17 protein-coding genes are annotated in these 18,913 nt (G+C 58.3%); 12 read left to right on the top strand and 5 right to left on the bottom strand.

Going from position 1 to position 18,913, the window contains the following annotated elements; genetic code table 11:
* The 7 genes from ACQZ6J_RS20370 (at nucleotide 1) to ACQZ6J_RS20340 (ending at nucleotide 6,378) form a co-directional block, all read left to right on the top strand.
* Nucleotides 1–753: an ABC transporter ATP-binding protein gene (locus tag ACQZ6J_RS20370; RefSeq protein ID WP_449085380.1), complete on the top strand. Its 753-nt coding sequence runs from the start codon at nucleotides 1–3 to the stop codon at nucleotides 751–753.
* Nucleotides 750–1,478, top strand: a complete 729-nt coding sequence (locus tag ACQZ6J_RS20365; protein WP_449085379.1) for an ABC transporter ATP-binding protein — start codon at nucleotides 750–752, stop codon at nucleotides 1,476–1,478. The genes ACQZ6J_RS20370 and ACQZ6J_RS20365 overlap by 4 nt, the downstream gene beginning before the upstream one ends.
* A complete protein-coding gene (locus tag ACQZ6J_RS20360) occupies nucleotides 1,475–2,371 on the top strand; it encodes a branched-chain amino acid ABC transporter permease (protein WP_449085378.1) in 897 nt (298 codons plus the stop codon). The genes ACQZ6J_RS20365 and ACQZ6J_RS20360 overlap by 4 nt, the downstream gene beginning before the upstream one ends.
* The gene (locus tag ACQZ6J_RS20355) at nucleotides 2,368–3,387 is read left to right on the top strand and encodes a branched-chain amino acid ABC transporter permease (RefSeq protein WP_449085377.1); all 1,020 of its coding nucleotides are present in this window, start codon (nucleotides 2,368–2,370) and stop codon (nucleotides 3,385–3,387) included. Before ACQZ6J_RS20360 ends, ACQZ6J_RS20355 begins: the two co-directional genes overlap by 4 nt.
* A gap of 37 nt (nucleotides 3,388–3,424) precedes the next feature.
* The gene (locus ACQZ6J_RS20350) at nucleotides 3,425–4,210 is read left to right on the top strand and encodes a coniferyl-alcohol dehydrogenase (RefSeq protein ID WP_449085376.1); all 786 of its coding nucleotides are present in this window, start codon (nucleotides 3,425–3,427) and stop codon (nucleotides 4,208–4,210) included.
* A gap of 27 nt (nucleotides 4,211–4,237) precedes the next feature.
* Nucleotides 4,238–5,683: an aldehyde dehydrogenase gene (locus ACQZ6J_RS20345; RefSeq protein ID WP_449085375.1), complete on the top strand. Its 1,446-nt coding sequence runs from the start codon at nucleotides 4,238–4,240 to the stop codon at nucleotides 5,681–5,683.
* Nucleotides 5,684–5,994: 311 nt separating this feature from the next.
* A complete protein-coding gene (locus ACQZ6J_RS20340; protein WP_449085374.1) occupies nucleotides 5,995–6,378 on the top strand; it encodes a hypothetical protein in 384 nt (127 codons plus the stop codon).
* A 191-nt stretch (nucleotides 6,379–6,569) separates the two neighbouring features.
* Here the strand turns inward: ACQZ6J_RS20340 and ACQZ6J_RS20335 are convergent, their stop codons facing one another.
* Complete coding sequence (locus tag ACQZ6J_RS20335) at nucleotides 6,570–6,815, bottom strand: SMc00767 family acetate metabolism repressor (protein WP_163988784.1); 246 nt, start codon at nucleotides 6,813–6,815, stop codon at nucleotides 6,570–6,572.
* A gap of 26 nt (nucleotides 6,816–6,841) precedes the next feature.
* Nucleotides 6,842–8,131: an isocitrate lyase gene (aceA, locus tag ACQZ6J_RS20330; RefSeq protein ID WP_449085373.1), complete on the bottom strand. Its 1,290-nt coding sequence runs from the start codon at nucleotides 8,129–8,131 to the stop codon at nucleotides 6,842–6,844.
* A 206-nt stretch (nucleotides 8,132–8,337) separates the two neighbouring features.
* On the opposite strand from aceA, the gene ACQZ6J_RS20325 reads away from it, so the two are divergent.
* Nucleotides 8,338–9,750: a helix-turn-helix domain-containing protein gene (locus ACQZ6J_RS20325; protein WP_449085372.1), complete on the top strand. Its 1,413-nt coding sequence runs from the start codon at nucleotides 8,338–8,340 to the stop codon at nucleotides 9,748–9,750.
* A gap of 164 nt (nucleotides 9,751–9,914) precedes the next feature.
* On the opposite strand, the gene ACQZ6J_RS20320 is transcribed toward ACQZ6J_RS20325, so the two are convergent.
* Nucleotides 9,915–11,636, bottom strand: a complete 1,722-nt coding sequence (locus ACQZ6J_RS20320) for an ABC transporter ATP-binding protein (protein WP_449085371.1) — start codon at nucleotides 11,634–11,636, stop codon at nucleotides 9,915–9,917.
* Nucleotides 11,637–12,284: 648 nt separating this feature from the next.
* Between ACQZ6J_RS20320 and ACQZ6J_RS20315 the strand changes: the two genes are divergently transcribed.
* The 4 genes from ACQZ6J_RS20315 to ACQZ6J_RS20300 all read left to right on the top strand — a co-directional run bounded on the left by ACQZ6J_RS20315 (nucleotide 12,285) and on the right by ACQZ6J_RS20300 (nucleotide 16,012).
* Entirely contained in the window at nucleotides 12,285–14,201 is a 1,917-nt protein-coding gene (locus ACQZ6J_RS20315) for a glycosyltransferase family 4 protein (protein WP_449085370.1), read from the top strand.
* Nucleotides 14,131–14,883 (top strand): glycosyltransferase family A protein, encoded by a 753-nt coding sequence (locus tag ACQZ6J_RS20310; RefSeq protein ID WP_449085369.1) that lies wholly within the window; start codon nucleotides 14,131–14,133, stop codon nucleotides 14,881–14,883. The genes ACQZ6J_RS20315 and ACQZ6J_RS20310 overlap by 71 nt, the downstream gene beginning before the upstream one ends.
* An 87-nt stretch (nucleotides 14,884–14,970) precedes the next feature.
* Nucleotides 14,971–15,324: a hypothetical protein gene (locus ACQZ6J_RS20305; RefSeq protein WP_449085368.1), complete on the top strand. Its 354-nt coding sequence runs from the start codon at nucleotides 14,971–14,973 to the stop codon at nucleotides 15,322–15,324.
* Between the two features lie 82 nt (nucleotides 15,325–15,406).
* Nucleotides 15,407–16,012 (top strand): DNA polymerase III subunit epsilon, encoded by a 606-nt coding sequence (locus ACQZ6J_RS20300; protein ID WP_449085367.1) that lies wholly within the window; start codon nucleotides 15,407–15,409, stop codon nucleotides 16,010–16,012.
* A 447-nt stretch (nucleotides 16,013–16,459) separates the two neighbouring features.
* Here ACQZ6J_RS20300 and ACQZ6J_RS20295 read toward each other — a convergent pair whose 3' ends face one another.
* Both ACQZ6J_RS20295 and ACQZ6J_RS20290 read right to left on the bottom strand, forming a co-directional pair.
* Entirely contained in the window at nucleotides 16,460–18,352 is a 1,893-nt protein-coding gene (locus ACQZ6J_RS20295) for a hypothetical protein (protein WP_449085366.1), read from the bottom strand.
* A partial coding sequence (locus ACQZ6J_RS20290; protein ID WP_449085365.1) for a hypothetical protein occupies nucleotides 18,349–18,913 on the bottom strand: 565 nt, incomplete at its 5' end. The genes ACQZ6J_RS20295 and ACQZ6J_RS20290, both read right to left, overlap by 4 nt.

Below are 18,913 nucleotides of genomic sequence, written 5' to 3'. Positions count from 1 at the left end.
GTGCAGCGGCAAGAACGACAGAGGCAAGGGCAGGATTTCCTGTCGGCCAGAGGCATCCACAAGCGCTTCGGGGCGCTTGTGGTTCTCGAAAACATCGACTTTTCCATGGGAGACGGCGAGGCGGTCGGCATCGTCGGCCCGAACGGAGCAGGCAAGACGACGTTGCTGGGCGCGCTGGCGGGAGCCTTTCCGTTGAACGCCGGAACGATCGCCTTCGACGGACGGAACGTAACCGCCCTGGCGGCGGCAGATCGCTGCCGGTCTGGACTTGTCAGGACGCATCAGATTCCAAAACCTTTCGGCGGAATGACGACATTCGAGAATGTCCTTGTCGCCGCCTCACAGGGTAAGGCATCAAGCTGCGATGAGGTCTATGGGCGCGTCGTCGATTCCTTGCGGCTTTGCGGCATGCTGGGTGTTGCCAATCGCCGCGCCGACACGCTCGGCCTGCTCGATCGCAAGCGGCTGGAACTGGCGCGTGCGCTTGCGACCAGCCCCCGGCTGCTGCTTCTCGACGAAATCGGCGGCGGATTGACGGACGGCGAGGCAAGTGAACTCGTCGGCATCATTCTCGAGCTCAGGCAACGCGGCATCGGCATCGTCTGGATCGAGCATATCGTCCATGTCCTGCTGCAGGTCGTCGAACGGCTGGTCTGCATGGATGCCGGCCGGATCATCGCCGATGGCGATCCGAAGGCCGTCATGAGCGATGCCGAAGTGGTGCGTGCCTATCTTGGAGGAACGCCGGCATGAGCATTCTTTCCCTTCGCAATCTCGATGTCCGTCACGGGCTGCTGCCAGCGGTGCGCGGCGTCAGTTTCGATCTCGCCAAAGGGCAGGTGCTTGCCCTTGTTGGCGCCAATGGCGCCGGCAAGACGACGCTGCTGCGCTCGATCGCCGGCGCGCATTTGCCGGCATCCGGTCAGATCCTGCTCGATGGCGAAGATGTCACGGCCATTCCCTCGCATAAGCGCATCGCCCGAGGCATTGCGCTGGTGCCGGAGGGACGGCGGCTGTTTTCGCAGATGTCCGTGGAGGAAAATCTGTTGCTCGGTAAAAGCGCCGGCCGCAAGGGCGAATGGACGATCGAGCGGATCTTCGACGCCTTTCCGAATTTGAAGCCGCGCCGGCACGCCAAGACTGGCCATCTGTCTGGCGGCGAGCAACAGGCCACCGCAATCGGCCGGGCGCTGATGAGCAATCCGGACGTTCTTCTCATCGATGAGGTCTCGCTCGGCCTCTCGCCGCTTGTGGTCGACCGGGTCTACCAGCAGCTACAGGGCCTCCTGTCATCGGGCACGACCATCGTGCTTGTGGAGCAGGATCTGGCGCGTGCCATGACCGTCGCGAGCCGCATCATCTGCATGCTCGAGGGAAGGATCGTACTCGACAGGCCGGCAAGTGGGGTGACTCGCGCGGAGGTGACCCAGGCCTATTTCGGCCTGCACCGGGCGACAGCCGAAAGGAGCGTCTCGTGATCAATACCCTCATTCAAGGCATCCTGCTCGGCGGCTATTATGCGGTCATTGCCTGCGGCCTGTCCTTCATGTTCTCGGTCATGCGCGTCATCAACCTCGCGCATGGCAGCCTTGCGGTCGTTGCCGCCTATGGCCTCTGGTTGCTGGCATCGAAACTCGGCATCCCACCCTTTGCCGGCCTGCTGATCGTCCTGCCGGTCATGGCCGCACTTGGCTGGCTTCTGCAGCGCTTCGTTCTGGAGCGCAGCGCCCGGGGAGGGACGCTGCTGCCGATTCTGACGACCTTTGGCCTGTCGATCGTCATCGACAACCTGCTGTTCGAGCAATTCGGGGCGGATACGCGTTCGCTTGCTCCCTTCATCGGCAATCTATCCTATGCCTCCTGGCAACTGCCAGGGCACGTTTTCGTCGGCAAGCTGGCCGTCCTTATGATGGTGGCGGCGATCGTCATCATCGGCGCCCTGCAGTTCTTCCTCAGCCGATTTGCAATGGGCCGTTCCATCCGTGCCACGGCGGAGGACCCCGATACGGCCGGCCTCGTCGGCATCGATGCGCGCCGCGTCAACGCCATTGCGACCGCTATCACCATGGTAACGGTCGGCATTGCCGGCGCGTTCCTTGCCATGCGGGCGACGTTCAATCCCTATTCGGGCGGCCCGCAGCTGCTATTTGCCTTCGAGGCGGCCGTCATCGGCGGCGCCGGCTCGCTCTGGGGAACGCTGCTTGGCGGCATCGTGCTCGGGCTGGCGCAATCGATCGGCGCTCAAGTCCATCCGCAGGGCTTCCTGATCGGCGGCCATATCGCCTTCCTTCTCGTTCTTTTCGTTCGGTTACACCAGTTTGGCCTTCCCGGATTTGGCAAAATCCGCACGCTTCTTCGGAGCCCGTCATGAGCATGATCACACCCGGAATATCCGTCGAGCGCTGGACCGCATCCTCGCGGCTGACCCTGGCTGCGATGATCGTGGCAATCGGGCTGCTCGCCGCCTTGCCTGCCATATCGAGCGCCGGCGTCACTGATCGCATGACGGCTCTCTTCATCTACGTGATCCTGGCGGCGATGTGGAATGCGCTGGCGGGTTTTGGCGGTCTCGTTTCCGTCGGGCAGCAGATCTTCTTCGGACTTGGCGCCTATTTCACCATTCGGCTGGCGGATGCGGGGCTCGATCCCTTTGCCTCGCTCATTGCCGCTGCTTTCGTCATCGGTGCGATATCGCTGCCGCTCTCCTGGCTGATGCTGCGATTGAAGGGAGGCGAGTTTGCCATCGGCATGTGGGTGCTCGCCGAGCTTGCCCATTTGCTCGTCAATCTCGATCGGCTCATTCAGGGGGAAACCGGAACCTCGCTGATCTCGTTGAACGCCTATGACGGCGGCACGCGGCGGGTGCTGATCTATTGGCTGGCACTGGCAGCCATGGTTGTCCTGCTTGGCGCGCTTTTTACTCTGCTGCGCAGTCGGGCAGGGGCTGCCATGCAGGCGATCCGCGACAACGAAGACGCGGCAACCTCCGTCGGCGTCCGGGTCGCTGCAACGAAACGGCTGCTCTTCGTGCTGGCGGCGTTCGGCATCGCCGTTGCCGGCGGCCTATGGCTGGCAACGGCGGTCACCTTCCAGCCAAAGACCTATTTCAGCGTGCAGTGGACCGCCTACATGATCTTCATGGTGCTGGTCGGCGGCATCGGCAAGTTCGAAGGCGCGATCCTTGGCGCCGTCCTCTTCTTCGTCATCGAGACCGTCTTCGGCGGAGCAGGGGTCTGGTATCTGGTCGGCCTTGGTGCGACGGCCGTCCTCTTTTCTCTCTATGTGCCGCGGGGCCTGTGGGGCGAAATCGAACGACGCTTCGATCTGCAGCTTCTGCCGGTCGGCTACCGGCTGAAGGTCTCGGATCTCTCCCAGGATAAACAGTAGCGGCGGTTGCGTCGCGTTTCACGAGAAAGGTGAAATCATGCTTTTCGGCAAGACCATCCTCATTACCGGCGTTGCCTCTGGTATCGGTGCACGCGCCGCCGAGCTTGCGGGGCAAATGGGTGCCGACGTCATCGGCGTCGACATCCGCGAACCGTCTGCGGGTATCGGCTTCTTCATCAAGGGAGACATCTCGACCGCGGCCGGCGTTCAGGAGATCGTCAGGCAGCTGCCCCATCGCATCGATGCCTTGGCCAATGTCGCCGGACTTTCCGGAAGCACCGGCGTCACGGCGGCGCTGGCGGTCAATTTTTATGGCCTTCGCGCCCTTTCGGAAGCCGTCGCGCCTCGCCTGCGCGAGGGTGGAGCGATCGTCAATGTCGCCTCGATCGCCGGCTATGGCTGGCGCGCCAATCTGGAAAGGGCGAAGACGTTGACAGGCATCGAAGGCTTTCCGGATGTGGCGTCTCTCGTCAGCGACCATGGCCTGAAGAACGAGGAGGGCTATCCGCTCTCCAAGGAGCTGCTTCTGCTCTGGACGATGCGTGCCGCGCACCAGCCACGCTTCAAGGATCGCGGCATTCGCGTCAACGCCGTCAGTCCGGGGCCGGTCGAGACGCCGATCCTGAAACAGTTCCGTGCAGTGCTCGGCGATGCCCGTGTCGATAGCGATATCACCCGGGTCGGTCGAGCCGGGACGTCGGCCGATATCGCGCCTGCAATCCTGTTCTTGTGCTCGGACGGCGCGCGCTGGATAAACGGCGCCAATCTTCCGGTTGACGGCGGATTGGAGGCCTCCATCAATGCCGACGTGCTCGGTTTTTAAAATAGCATCCTCATCAGGAGACAAGAGATGAACATTTCGCTTCTCATCAATGGCGCTGACAGGCCGGCGGCCAGCGGGCGGACCTATGACCGCCTGGATCCCTTCACGGGAGAGCTGGCCAGCACGGCGCCGGCAGCAGGGCTTGAGGATGTCGCCGCCGCGATCGAGGCGGCATCCAATGCCTTTTCCAGCTGGTCGAGCACCGGCCCCGGCCCGCGGCGCGCGATCCTGGCGAAGGCGGCCGACATCATGGATGCGAAGGTCGGCGAGTTCACGAAGCTGATGATGGAGGAGACGGGCGCAACGGCACCCTGGGCAGGCTTCAACGTCATGCTGGCGGCCAATATCCTGCGCGAGGCTGCGGCGATGACGACGCAGATCGGCGGCGAGATCATTCCATCCGACAAGCCGGGCACGCTCGCCATGGGCGTGCGCCAGGCGGCCGGTGTCTGCCTCGCCATTGCGCCCTGGAACGCGCCGGTGATCCTTGCGACGCGCGCGATTGCCATGCCGATCGCCTGCGGCAACACCGTGATCCTGAAGGCTTCCGAACAGTGCCCCGGCACACAGCGGCTGATCGCAACGGCACTCACGGAGGCCGGCTTGCCTGCCGGCGTCATCAACGTCATCACCAATGCGCCCGAGGATGCGCCTCAGATCGTCGAAGCGCTGATTGCCCACCCAGCCGTCCGTCGCGTCAACTTCACCGGATCGACCAAGGTCGGCAAGATCATCGCGGAGCTGAGCGGCAAGCATTTGAAGCCTGCTCTTCTGGAGCTGGGCGGCAAGGCGCCGCTGGTCGTGCTGGAGGATGCGGATATCGATGGCGCCGTCAATGCGGCAATCTTCGGCGCCTTCATGCATCAGGGCCAGATCTGCATGTCGACCGAGCGTATCATCGTGCATCAGGCGATCGCCGACGCTTTCGTTGCCAAGCTTGCCGCGCGCGCCGGGGCTCTGCCCGCAGGCGATCCGCGCGGCCATGTCGTCCTCGGCTCGCTGATCAGCCTGGAGGCGGCGAAGAAGATGGAAGAGCTGATCGCGGACGCGCAGGCCAAGGGTGCCAGACTGGTGGCTGGCGGCAGGCGCACCGGCACGGTGGTCGAGGCGACCTTGCTTGATTTTGTCACGCCGGATATGCGCGTTTACGCCGAAGAATCCTTCGGGCCGGTAAAGCCGATCATCCGCGTGGCAAACGAGGACGAGGCCGTGCGTGTCGCCAACGATACCGAATACGGCCTCTCGTCCGCCGTCTTCAGCCGCGACGTGCAGCGGGCGCTTGCCGTCGCCAGCCGTATCCAGTCCGGTATCTGCCATATCAATGGCCCGACCTTGAATGACGAGGCGCAAATGCCGTTCGGTGGCGTGAAGGGCAGCGGCTATGGCCGTTTCGGCGGCAAGGCGGCTATTGCCGAATTCACGGATCTGCGCTGGATCACCATCGAAGATCCGGCACAACACTATCCCTTCTGATCATGGGAAATTGCGGTGGCCAACGGTCGGTTGGCCGCCGCCCTTGCTCTCGCTTGCAGCAGCTTTTTCAGAATTCGGCAGGATATGCCATCCCCGCCGGCTGCACTCACCGCAGCGTTGCGCCCGATATCAGTCATTGCGCCAGTTCGCACGAAGAGCATTGACCATGGCCGTGTGTTCGCTAGGTCTCGTAACGGAGACACCTTAGGAGGAATCACATGTTCCTGCGCGCAATCTTTCTTGCCTGCGCTTTCGCCACGTCCGCAAACGCCGCCAGCTTCACACCGTAAGAAAACGGCCGCTTTGACTACGTGATCGACCTGCCGTCGGATTTCAAGACGGTGCTGATCCCGGACAACGGCGATGGTGTAGGACTGGAGAGTGTGGATGGCTCGGTGAAATTGTCTGTTTGGGGCAATAACATCACCGAAGACAGCTTCAGGGCAGAAAGCGACCTCAGGCGCAAGCTGCAAGCGGAAAAGGGCTGGAAGTTCACTTATGAGAAGCGAGGGACCGCCTGGGCGAGCTTCTCCGGGATCAAAGACGACCGCATTCTTTATATACGCGAGATCGCGCTTTGTGACGATGCCATGGGAAATTTCTCGATTGAATATCCGGCTTCCGAGCAGAAGCGTTATGGCCCCCTGATCGAGCGGTTGGTGCAGACGCTCAAGGCCCCAGCGCACTGCAAGTAAATGTCACCCGCGTGGAGACCTGGCTTGCAAGTCAAATGGGGCGGGATAACGTTTGGCCGCTTGATGTCGAGATGGTTTCTCCGCCTCGGCGATTACGTCGTGGCCTGATCGGGCCATGAGGATGGGCGATGAAAACGGGCCGGCCGTTGAAGCACGGCGCGGCCCTGGCTTTGGCTCGACAATGTGATGGGTCAGGCCGGGTGCACGGCATTGGCGACGACGACGGGGATCAGCAGATCGCCCCAATTGCCGTTGCCACCATGGTGGCGAGCCGAGCGGACGAGCTCGACGGAAACGCCGGCCTCGACCGCATTCATCACGGCCTGATTGAGGCGATGCAGCTCGTTGGCCAACATGCGGATGACTGCTTGCTGATCGGTATTCATGGTGAGAGATTGCTCCTCGGCCCTCTCGCGAACGCGTGCTATGGATGGCATTTCATTCTCCTCCTATGATCTCGATATCACTCTGCTGCCGGCTTGAACTGGGCATGTTCGGTCGATCCGTGCATGGCGGTCGTCGATGACTGGCCGCCGGTGATGGCCAGCGACACGGCATCGAAATAGCCGGTGCCCACTTCGCGCTGATGTTTTGTGGCGGTGTAGCCGTTGGCCTCAGCGGCAAATTCGGCCTGCTGCAGCTCGGAATAGGCGGCCATCTGGCGAGCCTTGTAGCCGCGGGCAAGCTCGAACATGCCGAAATTCAGCTGGTGGAAGCCGGCAAGCGTGATGAACTGGAACTTGTAGCCCATCGCGCCCAGCTCCCGCTGGAACTTGGCGATCGTCGCATCGTCCAGATTTTTCTTCCAGTTGAACGACGGCGAGCAATTGTAAGCGAGCAGCTTGCCCGGATGGACGCGATGCACACCTTCGGCGAACCGCCGCGCCTGTTCGAGATCCGGCTTCGACGTCTCGCACCAGATGAGATCGCAGTGCGGCGCGTAGGCGACGGCGCGGGCAATGCAAGGCTCGATACCGTTGCGGACCTGATAGAAGCCTTCGACCGTGCGGCCGGCGTCATAATCGACAAAGGGCTGGTCGCGCTCGTCGATGTCCGACGTCAGGAGCTTGGCTGCTTCCGCATCCGTGCGCGCAACCACGAGGGTCGGCACGCCCATGACGTCGGCTGCCAGTCGGGCTGCGTTGAGGTTGCGGATATGAGCAGCCGTCGGAATGAGAACCTTGCCGCCAAGATGGCCGCACTTCTTCTCCGATGCCAGCTGATCCTCGAAATGAACGCCGGCGGCGCCCGCCTCGATATAGGCTTTCATGATCTCGAAGGCGTTAAGCGGGCCACCGAAACCCGCTTCCGCATCCGCGACGATCGGGGCAAACCAGGTATCGACGGACAACCCTTTCCCCTCGGCGGTCTCGATCTGGTCGGCCCGTTGCAGGGTTCGATTGATGCGCTTCGCCAGTTCCGGACCTGCATTGGCTGGATAGAGGGACTGGTCCGGGTACATGGCAGAGGCCGTATTGGCGTCGGCCGCGACCTGCCATCCGGAAAGATAGATCGCCTTCAGTCCGGCGCGAACCATCTGCATGGCCTGGTTGCCGGACAGCGCACCGAGCGCATTGACGAAGTCTTCCTCATGAATGAGCTGCCAGAGCCGGTTCGCACCCATTTCGGCCAGCGAGTGGCGGATTGTGATCGATCCGCGCAACCGCTCCACATCCTCGGCCTGATAGGGGCGCTCGATACCATCGAAGCGCCCGGTGGGCGCGCTTGGAACCAGCTTGTAAAAATCTGTCATGCAGTCCTCCTGATACCTTTTTCCGATCCTGCGATGGATCTTGATCGCATGACTGTTTTTACAATATCGATGCTGTCGTGGCTATGAGAACCGGAGTTTCCCGTTATTTAAAAGGGTTAGGATGTGTTGCCATTGACATCAACCCATAGTAAAATTGCAAATCTTGTAAAGTTTGAACCGGCAGAACTTTGTAAAGGGTTTGACATATGGTTGAGCGGAAGATTTTTGCCGGGCCGCGGGTTCGACGCATTCGCATGGGGCTCAACCTGACGCAGACGATGATGGCGCAGGCGCTCGACATCTCGCCATCCTATCTCAATCTCATCGAGCGCAATCAGCGGCCGCTGACTGTGCAGCTGCTGTTGAAGCTGTCGGCGGTCTATAAGGTCGATCTCGACGAACTGCAGGGTGAGCAGGGCGGCAGCGCAGGGCAGTTGCGTGAAGTGTTTGCCGATCCGTTGCTTGCCGGCGAGATCCCTGGCGATCAGGAACTGATCGAGCTTGCCGAAGCCGCGCCGAATGCGGCAAACGGCATGATCCGGCTTTATCGCGCCTATCGCGAGCAGGCCGCAAGGCTGTCCGATCTTGCCGAGCTTCTGTCCCGCGACGGCAGAGTTGCCGACATCGCCGGGCCGCGCCTGCCGCTCGACGAGGTGCATGACCGTCTGCAATCGCGCGCCAATTGTTTTCTTCGCATCGAGGATGCCGCCGAGGCCTTGCATGAACGCTTTTCCCCCGGCGACGATATGTTCGCCGCGTTGAAAGCCTGGCTGAAGGGGGAGCATGGTATCGCGGTGCGCCTGTTGCCGGTGCGCGCCATGCCGGGCCTGCGCCGGCGCTATGATCGCCATTCCATGCGGCTCTTCCTGTCGGAGAGGCTGTCGCCGTTCGATCAGCTCCGCGAGATTGCGACAGAGGTCTCTCTTCTGGCCATGCGCGCGGAAATTGCCGCCGAGCTCGATGCACTCGCGCTGTCTACGCCGGAGGCCAATCGTATCGCCCGTTTCGAGCTGGCGCGTTACGCCTCACATGCGCTTCTGATGCCCTATGGGGCTTATCTTTCGGCAGCACAGCGCATGCATTATGATATCGATGGTCTCGGTGCCCGCTTCGGCGTGTCTTATGAGCAGGCCGCCACACGACTGACCTGCCTGCAGCGTCCGGGCGCCGCGGGCATTCCGTTTTTCCTGATCGAGATCGACAATGCCGGCCATCGTCTGCGCAAGGCAGGCGCCCAGGGTTTTCCGCAGGCGCGCTTCGGTGGCGGCTGTCCCAAGCTCAACATCCATGCCGCCTTCGCTCAGCCCGGACAGATATTGGTGGACGCGGCGCAAATGCCCGACAGCACGGGTTTTCTCACGATAGCGCGGACGATCGACGGGCCGCAGGCCGATTTCGGGGAAAGGGTCCGCCGCACGGCGCTTCTCCTCGGCTGTGACATCGCCCATCGCGACGAGGTGATTTATGGGAAAGCGCTGGGCGCCGCCGATGTCTTGATCGGCCCGGCCTGTCGTCTATGCGAACGCCAGGGCTGTCTGGCGAGAGCGGAGCCGCCCGTCACGCGCCCGCTTGGCCTCGATGAAATGGCTGCGGGCTTGAGCGTGTTCGATTTTCAGTGATCGCCCCGACAGGCCTCCTTCAGCACGAGGGCAATCGAGCGATCGAGGCCGCTGCTCAATCGCCCGAATGCGTAGTCGCTCGAATATGGTCTATCCGCCGGGGATATGATGGAGACCGAGGCGTTGAACCTCGGCTCCTCTGTATAGTCCCTACTACATGCAGATCAGGCATAGAGACCGAACTGCGCATTGTGCAGCCGCGCATAAGCGCCGCGACGAGCGAGCAGCTCGTCATGCGAGCCTTGCTCGATGATGCCGCTATCGCCCATGACGATGATGCGGTCCGCGTTGCGGATCGTCGACAGCCGGTGCGCGACGACCAACGTGGTTCGCCCTTTCGCAAGCTCCGACAAGGCTTGTTGGATCGCGTATTCGGTGGCCGTATCGAGTGCCGAGGTGGCCTCATCGAGGATGAGGATCGGCGGGTCTTTCAGGAAAATGCGGGCGATCGCGAGGCGTTGCTTCTGTCCGCCTGAAAGCTTGACGCCGCGCTCGCCCGTTGGCGTATCGAGGCCGCCGGGCAAGGAGCGCACGAATTCATCGAGCGAGGCCCGCTGGAGCGCCTTCATAATGTCCTCGTCGGTTGCTCCGAGCTTTCCATAGGCGATGTTCTCGCGGATGGTCGAGCCGAACAGGAAGACGTCCTGCTGCACGATGCCGATCTGGCTGCGCAACGAGGCTTGCGTCATGTCACGGATATCGATGCCGTCGATCGTGATGCTACCCGATGTCACGTCGTAGAAGCGCGGCAGAAGCGAGCAGATGGTGGTCTTGCCGGTGCCGGAGGCGCCGACGAATGCTACGGTCTCGCCGGTGGCGATCGCCAGGCTGAGATCCGTGAAGATCGCAGCCTGGTCGGAATAGCCGAAAGCGACGTTCCTGTAGGCGATATCGCCTTTGAGATGATCGACGGCAATCGCATTCGACCGATCGGCAAGGTCCGGCTCCGTGTCGATCAGGGACAGGAAGCGTTTGAAGCCGGCGATGCCCTTGGGATAGGTCTCGATCACCGACGTGATCTTGTCGATCGGCCGGAAGAAGACGTTGATGAGCAACAGGAAGCTGATAAAGCCGCCATAGCTTAGTTCACCCGATATCACGAACCAGGTGCCGGCCATCATGACGATGAGCTGCACCAGGCGCGTGCTGAAGTAGCTGAGCGCGATGCTCGCCGTCATATAGGCATAACCGTCCAGCTTGGTCGCCTTGTAGTCTTCGTTGTCGCTGGCAAACAGCTGGCTCTCATATCGCTCGTTGGCGAAAGCCTTCACCACGCGGATGCCGCCGACGGTTTCCTGCATGCGTGTGTTGAAGTTGCCGACCTTGCCAAAGAGGCTGCGCGAATTCAGGGTCATCTTGGAGCCATAGCGGCTGACCAGCCATGTCATGAAAGGCACGATGGTCGTCGTCAGCAGCGCCAGTTTCCAATGGACGCTGAACATCAGAAGAAAGGCGCCTATGAAGGTCATGATCGCGATGAACATGTCCTCGGGGCCATGATGGGCGATCTCGCCCACCTCCTCGAGATCCCTGGTGACGTGCGTGATCAGATTGCCGGTGCGGTTGTTATCGAAATAGCGGAAAGACAGCTTCTGGATATGGTCGAAGGCTTGCCTCCGCATGTCGGACTCGATCGAGATGCCGAGCGCATGCCCCCAATAGTTGACGATCGCCGAAAGGCCGGTGTTCACCGCGTAGACGACGAGGAGCAGCGCCGCCGTGCCGAAAATAAGACCCCAGTCGCGGCTCGGAAGCAACTGATCGATAAACAGCTTAACCGCCAACGGAAAGCCGAGCTCGAGCAGGCCTGCAAGTACCGCGCAGCCGAAGTCGAGGAAAAACAGCTTTTTATAGCGTGCATAATAGGAAAAGAATCGACGTAGCATGAATGCCCTCCATGGGCATTGAAGAGGATAAGATGGGAGAAGAACGGACTGAACAGCAGCCCGGAATCGGCGGCGCTGTTCAGCGTTAGTTGGAGCCGAAATTTCTCATCTGGCGTTCCTCCTGCATGAGTCGCGGAGTTTATATAATCCACGCGCGCAAACCTGTCACATGCAAAATTAACGGCTTGTGATACCAGCGAAATTTGTCAGAGCAAGTGAATGCAGTCGCCCAAGAGGGGCCAAGAAGAGGCTAGACAGTGCTCCCGCTCTTGGAGATATGCTACACAAGTACCGCATATAGCTGGCTCCGAAAAGCCCGTCAGCGACCGGTCTCAAGGACCACTTCGGCTTTTTCGGTGCGCATTGATGCCGGGATATAGCGGGGGCACCCTTAATTGGTGGCTTATAAGTTGTAAGAATCGACGATTGAGTCGATCGCCGCCTTAGTTCATTGTGCACACCGATATCTGACGGCTCATTCTTCCCCTGGACAACGTCTGCTTGCCGCTGATCCTCGCCGTACCGCTTTTCGTCATGATCAGGGGAATCTTGCGGTTGTGATTATCGAGGTCTAAAGAGAGAAACAACACTATAGGCGGCCGTGAAAACTCGGACAGTTCGGTGAGTGAAGCACATTGATGAGCGTACATGTTTGACACGATCAATCTTCTAATAGAAGCCTTGTGTCGTCGCAAGTATAGGCGGCTTGTGCTCGCGTCGGGCCTGTTCGATGCGGAATGGTATAAGCTTGCTTATCCCTATGTCGTGCGTGATGGAATCGACCCGCTGACGCATTTTCTCCAAAATGGTAAGAAACATCGGCTTTCTCCCAGCGCCATTTTTGATACCTCGCGCTATCTCGACGAGCACGATACGGCGCGCCTATCGCGGCTTAATCCGCTCGTTCACTATCTTATGCAGGGCAGGCAGCAATCGCTGGAAATTCATTCGCCGCCGCTAAATGCGGCGGGCCGTATTCGCACCTCTGGCCTGTTCGATGATAACTGGTACGGTGCACGTTATCCCGATGTCGCCGATTCGGGTCTTTCGCCTCTTTTGCATTATCTCATATACGGCGCCAGCCAGGGCCATTCACCCGGCCCCGATTTCGATTCGGAGTGGTACCTCAGCCACTACCCTGATATCGTCGGCATAGATCCATTGCTCCACTTCATTGATCACGGTCGTGGGGAGGGACGCTCTCCGTTGCGGCCGACGCGCATTATGGAACTCGCCATCCGGACGGTCAAAAGTGTAGAGGACATTGAGCCGGAGCTTTATGCGGCCGACTACTTCGCGAATATGGATCATATCGCGGTACTCGACGGTCGGCCGCGCCATAGTGTCGCACGCGTATTCGAAGCCGTGATAGACGCAATCCGGGAGCCGCCGAGGGCTATCGTATTTATGCCATGGCTTATCCATGGCGGTGCGGATCTTGTTGCTTGCCATGCTATCCGCGCGCTAGCCGAGACCTACAGCGCGACATCGGTGCTGGTAATCTTGACGGATGCCGATCGGGAGGAAGCGCTGCATCTGTTGCCTGAGAATGTTCCCCTGCTTTCTCTTTCGCGGATCGATGCAGATCTTTCCCCGTCCGAAAGGACGGAATTGATAGATCTGATTCTTCGCAGTCTGCAACCGGATGCTGTGCTAAATGTCAATAGCCGCGCTTGTTGGCAGGCGGTAAAAGTTTACGGGCGCAGGCTTTCTTTCTTCACCCGCCTGTATGCCATGTTGTTCTGCCCGGATTTCTCCGAATCTGGGCGGCGAAATGGCTATTCTGATCTATATTTGCGTCAGTGCTTGCCGCATCTTTCGGGCATTTATTTCGATAACCAAAGCTATATTGATGAATTGACGGAACATTTCTGCATTCCCGCGGAACTACGGAGCCGACTCGTAGTCCTGTATCAACCGGCACCTTCGATACTTTCGGTCAAGCACGGACGCCGACCGGAGGAGCCGTTGCGCGTGCTGTGGGCCGGGCGTTTGGCTCAGCAAAAAAATCCCTCGCTGCTTATGGCCATCGTAGAGCGCGCGCCGCGCTTCGAATTCCACATATGGGGTCGGGGTGATAGCACATGGCGGCAGCAATTGGTCGCTCTGTCCCAACGTTGCGCGAACGTATATTTTCAAGGGCCATTCGATCGATTCGATGGTTTGCCTTTAGCCGACTATGATGTTTTGCTTTATACGTCGCTGTGGGACGGAATCCCGAACATACTATTGGAAGCTTCCGCGGCGAGGCTCCCCATAGTTGCTTCTCATGTCGGAGGCATAGGGGAACTTGTCGACGCACAAACCGGTTGGCTGATAGGGGAGCCGGACGATCCAGAGTCATACGTGGCCGCGTTGCAAGCTATTGCAGATGATCCGGTCGAGGCTGTGCGGCGTAGCGAGGCCATGCGCGGGAAATTGCTGAGAGATCACGCTTGGTCAGCTTATCGACAAGTTCTCACCCTGCAACCGCGTTCTACCGGAGGTCTTTTGAATGGCTCGTCCCCAAATTACGGCAATTCTGACGGCGCATCGCGAGGGATTGTTGGCGAAGCCATCGCTTGAGAGCCTGAAGCGATGCGTTGCACATGCTCGGGCCGCCGGCCTTTCGATCGAAACGATTGCGATCATTGATCGTCCCGATTCCGTCACTCGCGATCTGGTGCGGCAATACACATCGGAAGGAATCGATAGCATCGAGGTTGATTTCGGCGATCCGGGCAGGGCACGCAACCATGCCATTGATGTGGCCAACGGGCATTACGCAGCCTTTCTCGACGCGGACGATTTATGGGGAACGAACTGGCTGACGATCGCCGCGCAAGCGGCCAGAAGCCGCCGAGAGCCGATAATCTGGCACCCAGAGATCTGCGTCTATTTTGGCGCGGCTCATTATATTTTCGAGCATATCGATATGGAAAGTCCAAGCTTTAGCCCCGCCACTCTTATGGTTGAGAACTACTGGACGGCATTGAGCTTTGGCGCTCGCGACATCTACGCCGACAACCGCTATCCCGATACCGACTTGACAGCTGGCTTCGGCTTCGAGGATTGGGCGTGGAACATGACGACTGCGGCAAAGGGCATTCTGCACAAAACAGTCGCCGGTACTGGCCATGTCATCCGCCGAAAAGCACGGTCGATGTCACGTGATACGATCGGCGCGCAAGGAGTGCCGCATCCCACTCCCTATCTCACGCAATATTTGCGCTGCCGCATGGAGAGGGCCGACAAAGCTCAACCATAACGCGTATTATTGAAAGCCGCAGCTGATTTCTGTTTGATTAAAATGGGAAGTTGAACTATTTTTGCACTGCACAAGCCGGAGAGTTGCATGGCCACCGTCGAAGAATACAAAGCCGCTATGAATGAGTTGTCCGCCGCAACTGCAGCTTTCGCTCCTATTAGCAATTATGTCCGACAGATCGGTGAAGCTATTAGTGGAGATAAGAGTTTTCTGTTCTTGCAAACAACTTTTGCTCAAGCGGACGAGAATGGTAGTCATTTCCATGACGCACGTTATAAGTTGGACCTAACAAAGTGGCCGAGTGGAGATAAGCTCCGTCAAGCTGGTGCGCGCTTGACTGCCGCCTATAATAATGCGCACAGAGTTTATTCTGAGCTGCCGTCAGAAGATAAAGAATATCTAAAATCGCCTCCGTACCAGCCGGAACTGAAGTTGCGCTAAAGCCAGTCGCTATCGGCTCTGCCGTTTTTAAGTCGGCGTGGCCGAATGTCACATATGGGTTTTGAATTAGAACGCTAGTAGAATGATGCAGACGCTCTCTTTTATCGTTACGGACATTGAGACCGATGGCCCTCAGCCAGGTCGGAATTCAATGATAAGTATTGCATCTGCTGCCATCGGCGCGGATGGTGAGAGCCAAGGAACCTTCAAAATTAACCTACGGCCTTTATCCGAAGCTACTGCTGATTGTGCTACCATGATGTGGTGGCAGTCGGAACCACTTGCATGGGAGGAAGCCACCAGAGATCAACAGGCCCCGGAAGTCGCAATGCGAGCGTGGGCTGACTGGGTGAAGAGTCGACCTGGCGATCCGGTATTTGCCGCACATCCCCTTTCCTTCGACGGGCCATGGATGGATTGGTACCTTCAGAAATTCATCGGTTGCCGTCTTTTCAAACATCCTCGTGATCCAAGTCTATGTGTTGGCGCTGGTTTGGATATCCCATCACTTGTAATGGGGGTAACGGGCTGGGATTATCGCCATTGCAGTCGAGACCACTATCCCGCGGGCTGGCTGGGAAATTATAGGCATAACCATTTCGCATTATATGATGTGCTTGGATATGCGCATCTGCTTGGTTTAATTTTGACAGGCACGGTAAGTAGGAGTGTATCACCAAAGCTATGATGAATTTCTAATGCGTTTCGTAGTCGTGAGTCCGTACTCGCTCGATTAATTGGGAGCGCGCTTGAAGCAGAATTTGTAATTGCAAGCAGTTTCAGATCGGCCCGCCCCGCCCTCAACATCGCTCGGTGTTCGTCGACGAAGAAATTCATTTGGTTCAGTGGGCGGTCAAGTTCTGCTGGGTAAAATAAGCAGTTGCTTTTGTGTACTATCACATTGGCTTGACGAAGTTCTTGGTTCTTCCGCTTCAAAGCCTTCATGCGGTTAGCGTATTCACCGAGAGCCAGTCTTGACCACTATCGAAGATACTGCCGTCTATCGAGACGGGTGCCCAGCTTCAATTCGGATGACAGTCAGATGAGAACTTATGCGTCGCCCTACTCGTCTCCGCTCCACTTTCTCAACAATTGGAGTCTCGGCAAATCCCACGCGGCTCACCTAAATTCGGAATCAACTCTTGTTGCGGCGCAAAAGTGCGGCATTATTGTCTGCGTTGACAACTTCGAAGTCATTCGCGAGCAGGAATGGCATGGCGGTTGTGCCTTTTGCTGACCAATTACCTGCAGCATCAATCCAAGTGTCATCGAAGCATATCAATCCATTCTCTGTGAGCTTGTCCAGCAGAGAATGCGCACAGTCAAGATGCATTTGATGGCAATCCACATCGCTGATCCGATTGCCAAGGTAACGTTCATATCGTGATTGCCGTTGTTCCGAATGCTTGCCATGATCGAAGTCGTAGGCGTCAAGGAATACGTAATCAATCGGTCCAGGATGGGCGGCAAGGTAGTCTTCGCCTTTTGCCGTAATCGCTTTAAAAGGTAAACCCAGCCGCTTGAACATTCGTTGCGCCCGACGACTGTTGGAAGGATCCATGTCAACGGTAACAAAATCTATTCCGAGATCTGCGCAAAGTTGTGCAAGTTTACGAGTCGATCCCTGGTCTGGGACGTTTTCCCTGGTGGTACCGATTTCGATCATAAGTTGTTTTCGGGGTAGGGGTAACGGAGGAGCGTCCCGTAGATAATGTATTAGCAGGGCGTGGCCGTGCTCATTATTTGAATTGTTCGCCAATCGTCCATAAAGAGCAGTATCGAGAGATGCCGTTTGTGGTTGTTTCAAAACTCCAGGCCGCCGTAAACCTGAGGCTAACGCGTCGAGGGCTAGCGCCCCCCGATTCAGATCCAGGTACAGAGACGCACCGAGTGCAGCCAGCGCTTGAGCATTTGGAGGAGCTTCATCAAGCGCCTCTGTAACCAAACCGAGCGCCAGCAATGTCTCACCCTTGCGTGTGAAATGTGCTGCTGCGAGTAGCATAGCAAGTGCGCAATCTTCTCTTTCCAGGGTAGCAAAAAGTGCATCAAGAGCTTCGGGAACAGCCTTTGCGGTCAAAGCCATATCGATCCGGGGTAACAGTATCTGAGTATTGGGTATCGTCGCGGGAGGAAGTAAAGTGGCGAGCCGAGGCAAAAACCAAGAGAGCAGCGCACCGCTGCCTTCGGGTACAGTAAGCGGAATGGTCGCGGTAGGGCGCTGCATCTCCCAGTCGACGGCTAAGAGACGATTGGAATCGTAGCCGAGCGTTCTGCAAAGTACCTCGTAAGCCGGAGCACCGCCGAAGTAGTCGATGGGCTGAGTGTCTTGGGCCTCGGTGGCTTTATGAGGAGTTTTTTGACCCAGCAAGACCCTTACTCGTTCCTCCCGCTCGTCTGCTACATCTTCAAAGTGCAGAGTTTCAGCCTTCTGCAGGCCCGATAGGCTGGCGGAAAGCCGTTCGCAGAACTCATTGAGGGAAAGACCCATGGCTATGCCAGCCATCACATAAGCGCGCCAAGGATGGCAGACGAGTATCCGTTTGCGTAGCGGATCAAAGATTTGCTTGGAGTAAGAGGCAAATGGCGTTGCCAAGAAAAAAAACTCGCGTCCCTCGCGGGCCAGCTCATGCTGCATCGTTCGGACTATCTGTTCCGACAATCTCAATTTATTTTCTTCGCCCGGGTCTGGAAGGCGATGAAACTCTATCCCTGGTGCTTGGCCACGCCACCAGTCTAAGTTGAGAGGGGGCAAGCTGGGGAAGGCAATTAGGAGCCCCGGGAGTTTAGCTTCCGCTTGCGTTGTGATTTGCTCACATTGTTGTAACAGGCTCGGCAGTGGTTCGCTGGGGAGCTCACCTTCGATTTGTCTCGGCAGAGAGCTATCATCCAGCAATCTCATTATCTCGTCAAACAACGTAATGGTTTCGTCCAATTGTGTCAGCTTGGAAGTTAGCGACGATGGTCGGAGTTTCTCTGTATCAATTTCCGGCAAGAGCAGCGGTTTACCGCCATTTTGGGAGCGACTCATTTCGTCCCCCTTCTGGTTTTGCTGCGTTGTGGACGTGTCTCAGAGGTTCCTGCGGCTGATGGTGAAGCAAATAGCTCGCGCAATTGCCCGGCTGCCTCCTGCAATCTTGGAGTGAGTTTGCGAATGAGTTGCTCGAGCCGAAGTTTTTCGTCGTATAGACTTGCGTAGCGGTCGCGCAGATCGGTTACATCGGTTTGGGCAGCTCGCAAACTTTCAAGTGTCACTGAAGTGTCATGCCGAGCCCGAGTATAATCCGCGCGAGCGCGTGCTAAAGCCTCCTCATTTTCATGAAGTGAGTTTCGCATGCGGGCGACAGCGGCTTTATGTGCTGTTACATGCCCTTGTTCTATCTTTAATTCCTTTTCGAGTTGGTCGTGCCTGGCCTTTGCCTCTTTGAGGGCAGTGTCCCGCTCGGTGATCGACCTGGTGCCGGCCTCGGCCTGGTTGCGTGCGTCAGCAAGCTCCTTTTCGAGTTGGTCGTGCCTGGCCTTTGCCTCTTTGAGGGCAGTGTCCCGCTCGGTGATCGACCTGGTGCCGGCCTCGGCCTGGTTGCGTGCGTCA

It is taken from the genome of Rhizobium sp. A37_96, from assembly GCF_053521765.1.
Note: the sequence above shows the minus strand (reverse complement) of the source record. Positions and strands in the feature narration are given on the sequence as shown.

Coding starts and splice junctions, on each gene's coding strand:
- ACQZ6J_RS20295 (WP_449085366.1), bottom strand. CDS start 18,352: ATGAGTCGCTCCCAAAATGGCGGTAAACCGCTGCTCTTGCCGGAAATT.
- ACQZ6J_RS20325 (WP_449085372.1), top strand. CDS start 8,338: ATGGTTGAGCGGAAGATTTTTGCCGGGCCGCGGGTTCGACGCATTCGC.
- ACQZ6J_RS20310 (WP_449085369.1), top strand. CDS start 14,131: ATGGCTCGTCCCCAAATTACGGCAATTCTGACGGCGCATCGCGAGGGA.
- ACQZ6J_RS20355 (WP_449085377.1), top strand. CDS start 2,368: ATGAGCATGATCACACCCGGAATATCCGTCGAGCGCTGGACCGCATCC.
- ACQZ6J_RS20345 (WP_449085375.1), top strand. CDS start 4,238: ATGAACATTTCGCTTCTCATCAATGGCGCTGACAGGCCGGCGGCCAGC.
- ACQZ6J_RS20350 (WP_449085376.1), top strand. CDS start 3,425: ATGCTTTTCGGCAAGACCATCCTCATTACCGGCGTTGCCTCTGGTATC.
- aceA (WP_449085373.1), bottom strand. CDS start 8,131: ATGACAGATTTTTACAAGCTGGTTCCAAGCGCGCCCACCGGGCGCTTC.
- ACQZ6J_RS20315 (WP_449085370.1), top strand. CDS start 12,285: ATGTTTGACACGATCAATCTTCTAATAGAAGCCTTGTGTCGTCGCAAG.
- ACQZ6J_RS20365 (WP_449085379.1), top strand. CDS start 750: ATGAGCATTCTTTCCCTTCGCAATCTCGATGTCCGTCACGGGCTGCTG.
- ACQZ6J_RS20300 (WP_449085367.1), top strand. CDS start 15,407: ATGATGCAGACGCTCTCTTTTATCGTTACGGACATTGAGACCGATGGC.
- ACQZ6J_RS20335 (WP_163988784.1), bottom strand. CDS start 6,815: ATGCCATCCATAGCACGCGTTCGCGAGAGGGCCGAGGAGCAATCTCTC.
- ACQZ6J_RS20320 (WP_449085371.1), bottom strand. CDS start 11,636: ATGCTACGTCGATTCTTTTCCTATTATGCACGCTATAAAAAGCTGTTT.
- ACQZ6J_RS20305 (WP_449085368.1), top strand. CDS start 14,971: ATGGCCACCGTCGAAGAATACAAAGCCGCTATGAATGAGTTGTCCGCC.